We start from the raw sequence: 13,645 nt of genomic DNA, 5'->3' as shown, positions 1-13,645 counted from the left end.
TACTTATGAAAACTCTACGGATTTTTCTTCAATTCTTATTCGTCGTAGCGAATGTGGTGGCTGTCGTATTGTTGATAGTCTCGGCTTATTCGGATCGGGTGTCTCCTGAGACGAGTATGACGTTATCTTATCTGGGATTAGCCTTTCCAGTCTTATGTGTAGTCAATCTTTGCTTTATTATCTATTGGCTGTTCTTATGGGAATGGAAGTTCTTATTGATCGGCATATTCTCCTTCTTGTTATGTTGGGGTCCCGTGAAACGCTATTTTCCGTTTCACTCGCATAAGGATGTTCCTCGGGAAGAGGTGCTGAAGGTGCTGACTTATAATGTGATGGCTTTTGGGTACAAGAATCATACGAAGATAGCTCCGAACAAGATTATCCAATATATCGCTAACTCGGACGCGGATATTGTTTGTTTGCAGGAATATGCCACGGCTAAGTCAGAGAAGAGCCTTACTGCCTCTAAGATCTATGATGCGTTGAGCATGTATCCTTATCGTTCCGTATTTTATCAAAGCTCCACGAAATTCCAGAGTTTCGGCATCGCTGTGTTCTCCAAATATCCGCTGTCGAATTCCCGGATGGTGAAATACGATTCGGATTATAACGGCTCTTCCGTACATGAAGTGAACATCAAGGGAAAGAAGTTGACCTTGATTAATAACCATTTGGAATCCTTTAAGCTGACGATGGAGGACCGGACCCGTTATTCATCCCTTATAAAGAGCTTTAGCTCGGATGGGTTGGACGATTTGAAAGGAGCGTTCGAGCAAAAGCTAGGACCTGCTTTCCGGATTCGGGCTAAGCAAGCGGAAGCGGTATCAGAAGAGATTAAGAACGCGAAAGGAGATTATGTCTTGGTATGCGGTGACTTTAATGATACGCCTATTTCTTATGCGCACCGTACGATCCAAGGGGATTTGACGGATGCCTTTGCCGAGTCTGGCCGGGGAATGGGTATTACCTATAATCAAAATTTCTTCTGGTTCCGTATCGATAATATCCTGCATTCCCCGAACATGACCTCTATGAATTGTTCCGTGGATAAGGTCGCTTATTCAGACCACTACCCGTTATGGTGTTATCTGAAACTTGAATAAAAGGGCTTCATCACTCGGATTCTGCGTTCTGCGCAGCGTCAAATACGTCGGCGAACAAGTTCTCGACAAAGAAGAAGGTAGCGTTACAGAATAGCTTAGGATCTTTGATCAGCGCTATCGTATTGCTATCCCCATTATTGGCGATCACATCTTCCGCTTTATAGGTCTTGTACTTTTTATCGTTTAGCGGATCGTATTGATATACGATATCGCTCGCCTCGATCGTGTACCGGTTGTCGAAGCAGGTGATACGCATTTTATATTTAATGATGGTCTTGTCTGTATCATTCAACAATAATTCAACCTTAGAGCTTACGAAGATGGTCCCTTTGTTCTTGTTCGAGTTTACGTTGGATAAGAAGACATCTTTTCCATAAGATTTCTTAGCCCATGCGTTAATAGCGTTGAATATTTCTAGTTTAGAGGTATTCTCGATCTCTACATCATCGCTATAGCATACCTTCCCGTTTTTCATGGGGGCGCATTCGTCTACCTCGCCTTTATGCCCCTGCGCCATGACTAGCACAGGGAACATCATATATATTAATAATAGAATCTTTTTCATAAATGCAACTCTCTTTATCGTTATTTGATCCATACATTCGTAATCTCGCCGATTAACATCGTTTGCTGTCCTTCGGAGGTCTCGCCTTGTTTACGGCACTCGATAATAATCCATGGCGCATCGGCAGATGTGCCGGGCTTGGAGAAGGATAATCGATATACGTCGTTATTGCCAATCGCTTTATAAGCAGGACTATCTTTGGATATGGAGATTGTACTGATCGTTTTACCGAACATATTGCCTATGCCTTCCCATTCAACGTTTGCGTCGGTCGTATTTCCTTTTACGGCTTTGATCTGTAAAGCGTTGTCCGGTAACATCTGGAGGATCGTGCTAGGTATTTTGTCCGCTTGGAACGCTACGAAACCTTCCATCGGTGCCACAGGTCGTGTTTCCCGTTGCGGAGCGGATACTGGTTCTACCGGTGCGGCTGTCAGCAACTGTGCGCCTAATGCGTTGGCTGCGCTATCAAACGTCTTATCCGCGAAGTCAATCGTGGCCTTACGGAACTTACCGCTGATACGGTTCAATTTCGTCTTGCTCTTATTCAAGGCATACTCGTCCGTGATCCATTCCTCGGCTAGGTATTTCTCCGGCTCGTTCTGGTAAGACACGTTATATTCATATCGGATGCCCGCAAGTTGCAGGGTACAAGCATGTTCCTTGCATTCAATGATAATACGGTATTTCATCATCGCCTGATCGAGGGATAAAGCTGTGCTGGAGAATACTATATATTCTTCTCCGATAATGGCGATCTCGCCTTTTGCCTCATTTTGATAAGCTACTCTACTTTCCTTTGTGTTAAAATTTTCTTGTCCCCATTTTAATAGTTGTTGGTAGATTTGTGCCTTGCTTAAAGAGGGGGCATTAATCTCTCGGGTAAAAACGACTTTACCGTCTGCAACCGGAACGGCCCCTGCCAGATAGTGTTGATCCTCTTGCGCGAATAGCAGGGCGGGGATAAATAACAGAGCGAATAATAACTGTTTCATGGTATATTTTCCTTATTATTTTAGCCCCAAAGATATACATTTGCGTTTGAAATAAACTATGAGCGTGACAAATAATTATACTAATTGCTCTTTATCAAAGAAAAAAAGTCTATATTTGCACCCTGTGAAAAAACGAATATAAATAATGTAATAACATAAACCTAAGATTCAGATGCAAAACAAAGGATTTGTAAAGGTCTTCGCGGTGTTACTTACGCTTGTCTGTTTGTTCTATTTGTCGTTCTCGTTCGTGACGCAACATTACAACAGTAAAGCCGCTGAGTATGCGGGTGGAGATCCTGCGAAAGAGAGTGCTTATTTAGACTCACTATCTACTCAGAAGGTATGGTTAGGCTATACGCTTAAGCAATGCCGTGAAATGGAAATTAGTTTAGGTCTTGACTTAAAGGGCGGTATGAACGTTGTCCTTGAGTTGAACGTGGCGGATGTAATCCGTTCGTTGTCTAACAACAACCAAGACGAGAATTTCAACAAGGCGTTGGATTTAGCTTACGCGCATCAAGCGACTAGCCAAAAAGATTTCATCGACCTTTTCGCTGAGGAGTATAAGAAGTTGGATAGCGGCGCACGTCTTTCCGCTATTTTCAGTACATTCGAGTTAAAAGATAAAATCACGCCCCAGAGTTCAGACGCTCAGGTTGTTTCTGTTTTGAAACAAGAGTTGCAAAGTGCGATTGATAACTCATTCAACGTATTGCGTACTCGTATCGACCGTTTCGGTGTGGTTTCTCCGAACATCCAACGTTTGGAGACAGCGGGTCGTATCTTGGTTGAGTTGCCGGGTGTGAAAGAACCGGAACGTGTTCGTAAGTTGCTTCAAGGTAGCGCTAACTTGGAATTCTGGGAAACTTATAAGTTGCCGGAAATCTATCAACAATTGGTTGCCGCTGATAATGTATTGGCTACTATCCTAAGTAAGGAGGCTTCCGCTGATTCTGTAGCTACCGATAATGTTGAGAAAATCGCTGATGCCGCTGATGCGAATGTAAGTGAGGCCGATTCTTTGTTGGCTGAGCTTGGTCAAGATAAAAAAGATACGGAAGCTAATCAAAGCATGGAAGAGTTCGCTAAGCAACATCCATTATTTGCTTTATTGCAGATTAGCCAGTACAACGGTCAGTTGTCTCCGGGTTCGACGGTAGGTATCGCTCAAGCAAAAGATATGGAGAAGATCAGCGAATACCTGAACATGAAACAAGTGAAAGAGGTATTGCCTCGTAACTTGGCTTTAAAATGGGGTGTAAAGGCGATCGATGATAAAGAGCAGTTCTTTGAGTTATATGCCTTGAAGGTAACGAACCGTGACGGAAGTCCCGCTTTAGGTGGTGACGTAGTAACAGATGCTAACGCTGACTTTATGCAACAAGCCGGTCGTTCAGAGCAAATGGTTAACATGGTTATGAATGCCGAAGGCTCTAAGGCTTGGGCTCGTTTGACGAAAGAGAATATCGGTCGCCAGATCGCTATCGTTTTGGATGAGATGGTTTATTCCGCTCCGAACGTAAACGATGAGATCACGGGAGGTCGTTCACAAATCACCGGTCACTTTACACCGGAAGAGGCGAAGGACTTAGCGAACGTATTGAAATCGGGTAAGATGGCTGCTTCCGTACATATCGTTCAAGAAGATGTCGTTGGTCCGTCATTAGGACAAGAGGCTATCAATGCCGGTGTGATCTCTTTCGTGTTGGCATTGGTGCTGTTGATGATCTATATGTGCGCATTCTATGGATTGGTACCGGGATTGATCGCCGATGGTGCTTTGGTATTGAACATTTTCTTCACGATGGGTATCCTTGCTTCTTTCCAAGCGGTTCTTACCTTGCCGGGTATTGCCGGTATGGTGTTGACGCTAGGTATGGCAGTCGATGCGAACGTATTGATCTATGAGCGTACGAAAGAGGAACTTCGCGCCGGTAAGTCTTTAGGAAAGGCGATCGCCGACGGTTACAGCAATGCGTTCTCCGCTATCTTCGACTCAAACTTGACATCTATCATTACCGGTATCGTATTGTTCTATTTCGGTACGGGTCCTATCCGTGGTTTCGCTACGACGATGATCATCGGTTTGTTCGCTTCCTTCCTTACAGCCGTGTTCTTGACTCGTATCGTTTATGAGGCATTGTTAGCGAAAGATAAATTGAAGAACGTGACATTCACGACTTCTCTGACGAAAGACTTGCTGACAAACCCGAAGATCAATTTCTTGGGTGCTCGCAAAGTCGGTTATTTGATTCCGGCCGCTATTATCGTATTGGGTGCTATTTCTATGATGACGATCGGTTTGAATAACGGTATCGATTTCACGGGTGGACGTAACTACGTGATTCGTTTTAATCAAGAGGTGAAGACTGACGATGTTCGTAATATGCTGGATGCTCAGTTAGACGGTTCTGTTAGTGTTATCCAGATCGGTACAGCGGATCAAGTACGTGTGTCCACCAACTATAAGATCGAAGACAATGATCCTACGGTAGATCAAGAGATCGAGAATAAATTGTTTGAGGGCGTGAAGTCCTTACTTCCGGAAGGAACTACATTAGATGAGTTCACGACTACTTTCATACAGAGTTCGCAGAAGGTAGGCCCTAGCATGGCAGACGATATCAAGAATAGCGCTATCTTAGCGGTAATCTTCGCTATGATCTGTATGGCCGCTTATATCCTGCTTCGTTTCCGTGATGTGTCATTCTCTGTTGGTGCGTTCGCCTCTGTTGCTACGACTACATTGTGTATCATTTCTTTCTATACCTTGTTATGGAAGGTTCTTCCGTTCTCAATGGAGGTAGACCAGACGTTTATCGCAGCTATCTTGACGATTATCGGTTACTCTATCAATGATACCGTGGTTGTATTCGACCGTATCCGTGAGACAATCGCTTTGTATCCGAAGCGTGATCGTTATCAAGTGATCAATGATGCGTTGAACTCTACCTTGTGTCGTACATTTAATACATCATTGACTACATTGGTGGTTGTATTGTGTATCTTCATCTTGGGCGGTAGCACGATCCGAAGCTTTACGTTCGCTATTTTATTAGGTATCATTATCGGTACATACTCTACTTTGTTCGTCGCTACTCCGATCGCTTACGAGTTGCAGAAGAAGAAGATCAATAAGAAAGCTGCTGCTGAGAAAGCCGGAAAATAATATATTTCTTTAAGGATTTTATGAAGATCCTCTATCTTTCCCGTGTAAACGGAGAGATAGAGGATTTTTTTATGTATTAATTCTTAAGGAGATAAAGTATGAATGAGAATGATTTTGTGGTGGGTGTACTTACGTATATCACCTGCCTGCGTGAGAAAAAGCGTTATTCCACGGCGAAGAGTTATCAAGATGCGTTGAGGTCGTTTAAATGTTTTTGTGGCCGGGAAGAGATTCCTTATGCGTATATTAATCGGGATACACTTTTGCGTTATCAATCTTGGCTGTTGGCCAAGGGATGTTCTCGTAACACGGTATCTACTTATATGCGCCGGATTCGTCACATCTATAATTTAGCCGTAGAGGTGGGTGAGGCTACCTATATCCCTCATTTGTTTAAGAATGTGTTTACGGGGGTTGAGAGTAAACGTAAAAAGGCGTTGCCTTCGGAAAGCTTACGCTTGCTGATGACAAGCCCGGTGACAGATCCGCAACAGAAGAGGACCCAATCAGCCTTTTGCCTGATGTTTTTGTTTTGCGGGATGGCTTTCGTAGATTTGGCGCATTTGCGAAAGGAGGATATCAAGGAAGGGATCTTGTCTTATTATCGGCAGAAAAGCGGATCCCTTATACAGGTGGAGATTCCAGTGGAGGCACAAGGGCTGCTGAATGAGTTGGCAGCCGATACAACCGAGGATTCGCCCTATCTGTTTCCATTTTTAGAGGGAATGAAGACCGGTGAGGATGCCTATAAGGAATATAATACCGTATTAGGAGGTTTTAACCGCAGATTGAAAACACTGTCGGAATCCATCGGTATTCGTACTCGGGTTACCTCATACACGATTCGTCACTCTTTCGCCACGACCTTGAAGGAGCAAAACGTACCGATTGAGATGATCAGTGAACTGTTAGGGCATAAATCTATCAAGACTACGCAAATATACTTGAAGAGTTTCTCTTTAGAAAAGCTCTCGACCGTAAACAAACTTTGTTTCGAGAGTGTGTATAATTATGCGCCGAAAGTAGGGTGAAGAAAAGTACGCTACTTGGCGAGTAGCCAAACTGACTGCTACTTGGCGAGTAGCCTTAACAAGAGGAGTAAAAGGATATCCCTTAGTTGTAGAGACGGAGCGTGCTCCGTCTCATCCTCTCAAAATGGTATTTTAAGTTACTATCAGGCGGTGGGAGACGGAGCACGCTCCGTCTCTACATGATGTATGTAGAATTTACTTCGGATAACGTGATGATTTCGGGAATACGAGGCCATTTCGTTTCTATTGCCATGTCTATACATCAGAAATAAGAACGAAGATTTAAAGAGAATCAAGGTTGAAACACAAACAAAGCCTAATGTTTGCTTGTGTTATGTTATTTTTTACTACATTTGCGGCATGAAATGAACGCTACTCGCCAAGTAGCATGAGTATTGAAGGGATGCAAATTTTCAGTAATTCCTTTTCGTTTTCATATAAGTGTTTATTTATCAGGGTATTACAAGGATATCTTGATAAGGCTCTGAATTATCTTCCTCAATGAATATCATGACAAGTAATAGCTCAGATAGAGCTATGAAGCATATACGCAATCGCCGTAGTCAGGAGGCTGTACGCTGGTATGTATTGACACTTCCTACCGCTGTTGGGGGACGTGATAATATCTATTCGTCAAAAGGATTAGATGCCGAGCTTTCCCGTCGTAAACGTTGTGGGGAACCCTTGTTCGAGTACTTTGCCCCCTCGTATGTCGAGGCTCGCAAGGTGGGAGGCAAGATGGTCAATACGAGGAAGCCTCTTTTATACAACTATGTGTTTATCCATGCTTCGGAGAATGAGATTTTCCGTTTGAAACGTATCATGCCCTTATATAATCTTCTTCCTCGGGTATCCGTGGGCGAACACTCTTATTTCCCTTACCTGTCAGATCATGAGATGGAGACCTTACGCTGGATGGCAGAATCTTATTCCAATGAGCTTCCGGTGTACGTACCGGATAGCGGTCGCTTGCTGAAAGGTGACCGTGTACGTATCACCTCGGGTTCTTTCATGGGGATGGAGGCTGAGGTGGTGGTGCAACCGGGTGGAGGTCATAAGGATGTCATGGTACGTATCCTTGACTGTATGTGGGTTCCTCTATTTGAGGTAAGGCAAGGCGAGTATGAGCTGATCGAGTTGAATACGAAAGGCAAGCACGTTTATACCCATTTGGATAACGATCGTTTATCGGAAGGTATGCACAAGGCGTTGGGGCGTTATTATCTCTCGGGCAAATTGGGAAAGGAAGACGAACTTCTGGTTCGTGAGGTGCTGAAGGGCTATGCTTCCCTTCGTGTGGAGACCGACGTGATGCGTTGCAAGGTTTACTCATTACTCCTTCCGGCCTATAAGCTGTTGGCTCAAGAAGAGGAGTTTGAACGCTTGCATTCCACCCTACGCAATATGCTTCCATTGGTTAAGGCTGTGAATTCTCGTGCCTTGCTGCTCGTCACGCTTTACGGCTGCACGAATAGCAACCTGTATTACCGTATGGCGCATGAGCTGGTAGATCCCTGGCGGGATGACCCTTCGCCTAAGAGAAGCAAGGCCTTGTTGATACAGCGTTTACACGATTACGATATTTGGCTAAAACATTAAATAGTAGACTGTCATGAGAAAGGAAAGCGAAACTCCCTCCGGTATCCGTTTGATGCTATTGCTGAAAGGGCATTTGAGAGAGATCATGGATCGTGAGTGTGCGAATCAGGCCTCGATCCATTTATATTGTACGGGATCTTATTGGGTTGCGTTCGAACGTTCCGCTTATCAATTGCGTCGTGCCTTTCCGGATAGTGAGATCACGCCGATGCTCCTGTACGCTTATCCTTTTCCGGTTGTCATGGTTTCCGTAACGGATCGTTCCCTTCGTTTGTATGAACGAAAACATATAGCAAAGCAGAACGGGGCGGATTACAAGTTATTGACTGTACCTGAACTCTCCGCTCCCGCCTACCAAGCATGGCATACGAGGGAGGTGAAGGGACTCCCTGCGTTAAACTAATCGGAAAACTCGCTCACTACATTAAAACAGGGACAGGATTTCGACGGGTCCAAGTCTTGATGTCCCACGATTAGGGCTTTGGGGAATCGCTGATGCAATTCACGAAGCAAACCCTGTAGGGCTTCTCGTTGGGCTTCCGTTCGGGTATCCATGGGAGTCTTTCCATCGTTGGCGAGTCCTCCGATATAGCAAACCCCGATACTGTACCGATTGTGGTTCTTACAGTGAGCGCCCACTTGTTCAAGGGGCCTACCGGTCTCGATCGTACCATCGGTCGGGATAACGAAGTGATATCCGCAACCTTTCCAGCCGAGTGAGCGATGCAGGCGGTCGATGTCCATCATCCGTAAAGTGCTGCCCTGCCTATTGGCAGAGCAATGCACGATAATCAGCGTGATGGTTCTCATCCGATCCAACCGCTAGCGGCTCCACCGGCGGCACCGGTGATGACCAGTTCGACAATACGGATGATGTAGAGCAAGACGCTCTTCCAATTTGTTTTTTTCATACTTGTAGTCTTTAAATAAATGAATAAAATAAGCGTCATGGTTTAAGAGCCGTATTTCTCAATGGTAGGATTTAGATCTCATCGGGAGATTCTGAGTCTCCTTTCTTCAACGCTGCCAAGTCTACCGTGTCTTTATTCTCCTTTACCGCCTTCAGCGAGGCGGCTTGGATCGCACGGCTGGTTACTAGGTTGAATTCTGCCTTAGAACGTAGGTTCTCGAAGTCTATACCCGGATTGAATAGAATGTTCACTGCCTTGATATTATCGCTGGAGAAGTCCTTGAGTGTAGCGGCCGGCTCGCAGGTAATGGAGATGCTAAAGATTCCTAGTTCGCCGAATTGTACCTTGTAGCCGTTCAGCAATTGTTCCACTAGGCATGAGCAGGTGTCGCTTACCACGCCTTTTACCGTGCCGCGTGTGAAAACACCGTTGTGATCTGAGATGTGCTTCACGAAATCATCGAAACTCATCACTTTCGTCACTTGGTTCTTGGCGTACGCCTGTTCCTTTGCGGTCTCATCCAGTGGACTTTTCCACATGTAAGTTGAATAATTAATCATACTTCTTTTTTTAAAAGATTAAACTTATTGTTGACAATGCGAAAGTACAACCCCCGGATAGCGAAATCAAATCCGTTGATAACCGTTGACAAACTGTTTACTTTTCATTGACAAACGATTCATATATACCTTATGTCTGATATAACAATTACCATACACGGCGGCAATAACCAGATACTCCCCAACGCTACGGAAGCCATCCAGAACTTCTATGTGGGGGAATATTGCGGGGAGACCTCCTTAGAAGAGGGGGACGGTAGATCCGGTCTCATGCCTGAAACGATCCGTTTTCGTGCCTATATAAATAAAGAAGAGGATCTGGAACGCTATCTTGCGCAGATCGTCGAGTGCCGGACAGTTACCGAGTTGGCCCAAGTCATTCTGGTCATGCAAGAGAACGAGCTGAAAATAACCCCCGAGGAGATGGTCAAAGAGCGTTTCATCCGCCTCTTTCTACCCATCACCCCCCGAATCACGAAGGGTAAAAGCGTCAGCAACATCCGTGCCCGTATCAACGATGCGTGGAGCAGTCGTCTCAGACACCGCTCAACTGGCCGTTTTTGAGAAGATATACTGCATATGCCCGAGGATATATACTGCGTTAGGCAATTGATATATATTTCACAGGGCAATTCATATATACCTCGTTTTCCAAGGGAAACGAAAAGTGATAACCTTACTGAAAAAATTACGATATGACAGAAAACCATGAGCGGGCGGAACAAGCACGTTTCGTCTTCCATATCTACGGTTGTAATGTGCAGATCCTGCCCAATGCAACCCATGCGATCCAAATCATCCACCAAGGTGATGGTACGATCTTGCGGACGGAAAGCTGTATTACGCCCGCCGCTTCGGGACGCCACGAGTCACAGGCACCGCCGTTGGGAAAAGTTTGAATACTAAATTTATATATCCTTGATTAATAAATATATAAGGATAAGGCGACCGGTATCGATCAAGGGGTCAGCTATCTCTAGTAGCGAGGAGAAGCCCTTTTTCTTTAACCGATAGACTAAACTCTTGCTTTAGCTTATACCACTCCAGCCTTTTGGTAGGTTCGGTCGCTAAACTTTTATGCTCTGTAAAATATAAGAAAAAATAAATACAAATGATGAACTTTCGTAAGGGCAGATGGCGCTTGGCTTTGGGCCGTCTGGTAAATTTGCGGTATATCAACCGTTGGGTCATTTTTTGTGCGGATCTATTTGTTTCCCTTGGTGTGTCGTTGGTGGGAGTGCTTGGGTTATTTTCTCTCCTGCGCATACATATAGGGGAGTCCAATGTATTGAAAGTAGGCATGGCCTCATTTGTGGCCAGTGTTGCCTCTTTCCTTGCGTTCAAGGTCTATCATGGGGTTATTCGTCATTCCACGCTGCGGGGAGTGTGGAGGATCGGTGGCGTGGCGATCTCCAAATCGATCTTTATGTTTTTGATCCTTGTGGCTTTAAAGGCCAATTTCAGCCCCTCCGTATATTGGGTGGGAGGAATCACGGACTGTACGTTGACAATTGTGATGCTGATCACCTTGCGTGTATTCGTAATAAATGTTTATAATAGTGTCCTGTCGCAACTCGGTAAAAAACGTAAGCGTGTATTGGTTTTTGGTACGGAGGAAGAGAGCGTGATGATCGCTACGTCTGCGAATCGTCATGTCTTCATGCAAAATTATAGTATAGTGGGCTTTGTTGCGTTTGGAAGTTTCAAGAAAAGTATTCGAATTGCGGAGTTGCCTGTTTACCAGATAGAAAGCTTGGAAGATTTGTGTCGCTTGATCCCACGCAACAATTTGGATGGTATTCTCTTTCCTAATATAAAGGTGATCCAGCAGGAACGTGATCGTCTGATCCGTTATTGTGAGCAGACTTCCCTGAAAACGTTAGTTGTTCCTGAGATGGAAGAACTCCGTGGTGGAAACATGAAACGCTCTGTTCGTGAGATTCGTATAGAGGATTTATTAGGGCGTGAGGAGATCAATATTAATTTGGGTGAGATCGGTAATCTATTGAAAGGGAAGACAGTCCTTGTCACGGGAGCCGCAGGGAGTATCGGTAGTGAGATCTGCCGCCAATTAGCTCATTTCCAGATAAAGAGGCTTGTTTGTTTCGACTCAGCCGAGACTCCGATGCATAACCTCCGTTTGGAATTGGAGGAGAAATTCAAGGACTTGAATTTTGTCCCGGTGATCGGAGATGTCCGTAATTTGGATCGTGTGGATTATGTGTTCCGTAATTGGCTTCCTCAAGTGGTGTTTCATGCGGCGGCCTACAAACATGTACCTTTAATGGAGGAGAATCCTTGCGAGGCAATTCGAACGAACGTATTTGGTACCCGTGTGATGGCGGACGCTGCGGTCGCTTATGGTGTCGAGAAGTTCGTGATGATCAGTACGGACAAGGCGGTTAACCCCACGAATATTATGGGATGTAGCAAGCGCTTGGCCGAGATATACGTACAGAGCTTAAGCATAGCGATCGGGAGAGGAGAGGTGAGTGGTCATACGAGATTCATCACGACCCGTTTTGGCAACGTATTGGGTAGTAACGGTTCCGTGATCCCCCGTTTTCGTGATCAGATCGCTCAGGGAGGTCCTGTTACGGTGACCCATCCCGATATCATCCGTTACTTTATGACGATCCCGGAGGCTTGCCGTTTGGTGCTGGAGGCCGGTACGCTAGGTAAAGGTGGTGAGATCTTTATCTTTGACATGGGGGAGCCTGTGAAGATAGCGGATTTGGCAAGACGTATGATTGAATTATCTGGTTTACAGGTGAATAAGGATATTGAGATCAAATATACCGGTCTTCGTCCCGGAGAGAAATTATATGAGGAGTTATTGAGCAAGAAAGAGAATACGAAGGAGACTCCTCATGAGAAGATTCGTGTGGCTGCGGTCCGGGAGTACGCTTATACGGACGTGGTAGAGCATATCAATTTATTGGCAGAATTATCCCTTCGTGTCCAAATCCTTCCGATGGTAAAGGAGATGAAATCTTTTGTCCCCGAGTTCAAGAGCCAAAACTCCAAATTCTCGGAATTGGACACCGAAAATCAAGAATCATAAATCATAAAACAAAAATCAATCGACATGCTAATAGCGGTAGACTTTGACGGTACGATCGTTGAGCATAAATATCCTGCGATCGGTAAGGAGCTTCCTTTCTCCATTGAGACATTAAAAAAGTTACAATCGGAACGCCACAAGCTAATCTTATGGAGTGTACGTGAGGGCCAGCTTTTAGATGATGCTATTGCCTTCTGCCGTGACCGTGGCTTGGAGTTTTATGCCGTAAACCGTGATTATCCGGAGGAGGAGAAAGGGCAGAACAACCATTTCTCCCGCAAACTGAAAGTAGATCTCTTTATCGATGATCGTAATCTTGGTGGTCTCCCGGACTGGGGTATGATTTACGAGATGGTGAGTAAAAGACTTTCCTATGAGGATTTAATGCGGAAATACGAGTCGGAATACGAACCGGAGAAACCGAAAGGCTTTTTCTCTCGTTTGTTTCGCTAAATCCATATCATTCTGTGTTCAATGAAATAAAAAAAGATAACAAAATAATATGAAAATCAAAAGATTACTACTTTTATTAGCTCTACCTCTATTGGTAGCGAGTTGTACCTCTTATAAGAACGTACCATACCTCCAAAACCCAGAGGCAGTGAACGATTCCGAGGAGGTACTTCCTTTGTATGACGCCAAGAT

13 protein-coding genes and 1 pseudogene are annotated in these 13,645 nt (G+C 44.8%); 10 read left to right on the top strand and 4 right to left on the bottom strand.

Going from position 1 to position 13,645, the window contains the following annotated elements; all coding sequences use genetic code 11:
• The first annotated feature begins 5 nt into the window (after nt 1-5).
• A complete protein-coding gene (locus ACESPU_RS20060; protein WP_008779258.1) occupies nt 6-1,103 on the top strand; it encodes an endonuclease/exonuclease/phosphatase family protein in 1,098 nt (365 codons plus the stop codon).
• Between the two features lie 10 nt (nt 1,104-1,113).
• Here the strand turns inward: ACESPU_RS20060 and ACESPU_RS20055 are convergent, their stop codons facing one another.
• Complete coding sequence (locus ACESPU_RS20055; RefSeq protein WP_005859247.1) at nt 1,114-1,668, bottom strand: DUF4468 domain-containing protein; 555 nt, start codon at nt 1,666-1,668, stop codon at nt 1,114-1,116.
• A 20-nt stretch (nt 1,669-1,688) separates the two neighbouring features.
• Nucleotides 1,689-2,663 carry a DUF4468 domain-containing protein gene (locus tag ACESPU_RS20050; protein ID WP_373133620.1) on the bottom strand — a complete coding sequence of 325 codons (975 nt, stop codon included), beginning with the start codon at nt 2,661-2,663 and terminating at the stop codon, nt 1,689-1,691.
• 172 nt (nt 2,664-2,835) lie between these two features.
• On the opposite strand from ACESPU_RS20050, the gene secDF reads away from it, so the two are divergent.
• The 4 genes from secDF (at nt 2,836) to ACESPU_RS20030 (ending at nt 8,868) form a co-directional block, all read left to right on the top strand.
• Nucleotides 2,836-5,835, top strand: coding sequence for a protein translocase subunit SecDF (secDF, locus tag ACESPU_RS20045; RefSeq protein ID WP_005867669.1), 3,000 nt, complete (start codon nt 2,836-2,838; stop codon nt 5,833-5,835).
• A 98-nt stretch (nt 5,836-5,933) separates the two neighbouring features.
• Nucleotides 5,934-6,866, top strand: coding sequence for a site-specific integrase (locus ACESPU_RS20040; protein ID WP_121961497.1), 933 nt, complete (start codon nt 5,934-5,936; stop codon nt 6,864-6,866).
• 501 nt (nt 6,867-7,367) lie between these two features.
• Nucleotides 7,368-8,465 (top strand): transcriptional regulator, encoded by a 1,098-nt coding sequence (locus ACESPU_RS20035; protein ID WP_121961496.1) that lies wholly within the window; start codon nt 7,368-7,370, stop codon nt 8,463-8,465.
• A 13-nt stretch (nt 8,466-8,478) separates the two neighbouring features.
• The gene (locus ACESPU_RS20030) at nt 8,479-8,868 is read left to right on the top strand and encodes a hypothetical protein (RefSeq protein ID WP_121961495.1); all 390 of its coding nucleotides are present in this window, start codon (nt 8,479-8,481) and stop codon (nt 8,866-8,868) included.
• Here ACESPU_RS20030 and ACESPU_RS20025 read toward each other — a convergent pair.
• A complete protein-coding gene (locus tag ACESPU_RS20025) occupies nt 8,865-9,275 on the bottom strand; it encodes an N-acetylmuramoyl-L-alanine amidase (RefSeq protein ID WP_121961494.1) in 411 nt (136 codons plus the stop codon). The two genes, ACESPU_RS20030 and ACESPU_RS20025, sit on opposite strands and share 4 nt — an antisense overlap.
• Nucleotides 9,276-9,447: 172 nt before the next feature.
• The gene (locus tag ACESPU_RS20020; protein ID WP_005859232.1) at nt 9,448-9,936 is read right to left on the bottom strand and encodes a hypothetical protein; all 489 of its coding nucleotides are present in this window, start codon (nt 9,934-9,936) and stop codon (nt 9,448-9,450) included.
• 132 nt (nt 9,937-10,068) lie between these two features.
• Here ACESPU_RS20020 and ACESPU_RS20015 point away from each other — a divergent pair, with 132 nt between their 5' ends.
• From ACESPU_RS20015 to ACESPU_RS19995, 5 genes and pseudogenes are all read left to right on the top strand, one after another.
• Entirely contained in the window at nt 10,069-10,500 is a 432-nt protein-coding gene (locus ACESPU_RS20015) for a hypothetical protein (protein WP_005859229.1), read from the top strand.
• 131 nt (nt 10,501-10,631) lie between these two features.
• Nucleotides 10,632-10,835, top strand: a complete 204-nt coding sequence (locus ACESPU_RS20010) for a hypothetical protein (RefSeq protein WP_121961493.1) — start codon at nt 10,632-10,634, stop codon at nt 10,833-10,835.
• A 212-nt stretch (nt 10,836-11,047) separates the two neighbouring features.
• Entirely contained in the window at nt 11,048-13,000 is a 1,953-nt protein-coding gene (locus ACESPU_RS20005; RefSeq protein ID WP_373133619.1) for a polysaccharide biosynthesis protein, read from the top strand.
• 24 nt (nt 13,001-13,024) lie between these two features.
• Entirely contained in the window at nt 13,025-13,453 is a 429-nt protein-coding gene (locus ACESPU_RS20000) for a BT0820 family HAD-type phosphatase (protein ID WP_259010889.1), read from the top strand.
• A 49-nt stretch (nt 13,454-13,502) separates the two neighbouring features.
• Nucleotides 13,503-13,645: pseudogene (locus ACESPU_RS19995) on the top strand (polysaccharide export protein); the annotation flags it as partial.

The sequence above is a fragment of the Parabacteroides sp. 20_3 genome (assembly GCF_964238835.1).
Taxonomy (GTDB): domain Bacteria; phylum Bacteroidota; class Bacteroidia; order Bacteroidales; family Tannerellaceae; genus Parabacteroides; species Parabacteroides distasonis.
The sequence above is the reverse complement of the archived record's forward strand: the minus strand, read 5'-3'. Positions and strand labels throughout refer to the sequence as shown.

Excerpts from the sequence above, each read along its gene's own strand:
- ACESPU_RS20015 (WP_005859229.1), top strand. The coding sequence starts at position 10,069 with ATGTCTGATATAACAATTACCATACACGGCGGCAATAACCAGATACTC.
- ACESPU_RS20025 (WP_121961494.1), bottom strand. The coding sequence starts at position 9,275 with ATGAGAACCATCACGCTGATTATCGTGCATTGCTCTGCCAATAGGCAG.
- secDF (WP_005867669.1), top strand. The coding sequence starts at position 2,836 with ATGCAAAACAAAGGATTTGTAAAGGTCTTCGCGGTGTTACTTACGCTT.
- ACESPU_RS20010 (WP_121961493.1), top strand. The coding sequence starts at position 10,632 with ATGACAGAAAACCATGAGCGGGCGGAACAAGCACGTTTCGTCTTCCAT.
- ACESPU_RS20050 (WP_373133620.1), bottom strand. The coding sequence starts at position 2,663 with ATGAAACAGTTATTATTCGCTCTGTTATTTATCCCCGCCCTGCTATTC.
- ACESPU_RS20030 (WP_121961495.1), top strand. The coding sequence starts at position 8,479 with ATGAGAAAGGAAAGCGAAACTCCCTCCGGTATCCGTTTGATGCTATTG.
- ACESPU_RS20035 (WP_121961496.1), top strand. The coding sequence starts at position 7,368 with ATGAATATCATGACAAGTAATAGCTCAGATAGAGCTATGAAGCATATA.
- ACESPU_RS20060 (WP_008779258.1), top strand. The coding sequence starts at position 6 with ATGAAAACTCTACGGATTTTTCTTCAATTCTTATTCGTCGTAGCGAAT.
- ACESPU_RS20040 (WP_121961497.1), top strand. The coding sequence starts at position 5,934 with ATGAATGAGAATGATTTTGTGGTGGGTGTACTTACGTATATCACCTGC.
- ACESPU_RS20055 (WP_005859247.1), bottom strand. The coding sequence starts at position 1,668 with ATGAAAAAGATTCTATTATTAATATATATGATGTTCCCTGTGCTAGTC.
- ACESPU_RS20000 (WP_259010889.1), top strand. The coding sequence starts at position 13,025 with ATGCTAATAGCGGTAGACTTTGACGGTACGATCGTTGAGCATAAATAT.
- ACESPU_RS20005 (WP_373133619.1), top strand. The coding sequence starts at position 11,048 with ATGATGAACTTTCGTAAGGGCAGATGGCGCTTGGCTTTGGGCCGTCTG.
- ACESPU_RS20020 (WP_005859232.1), bottom strand. The coding sequence starts at position 9,936 with ATGATTAATTATTCAACTTACATGTGGAAAAGTCCACTGGATGAGACC.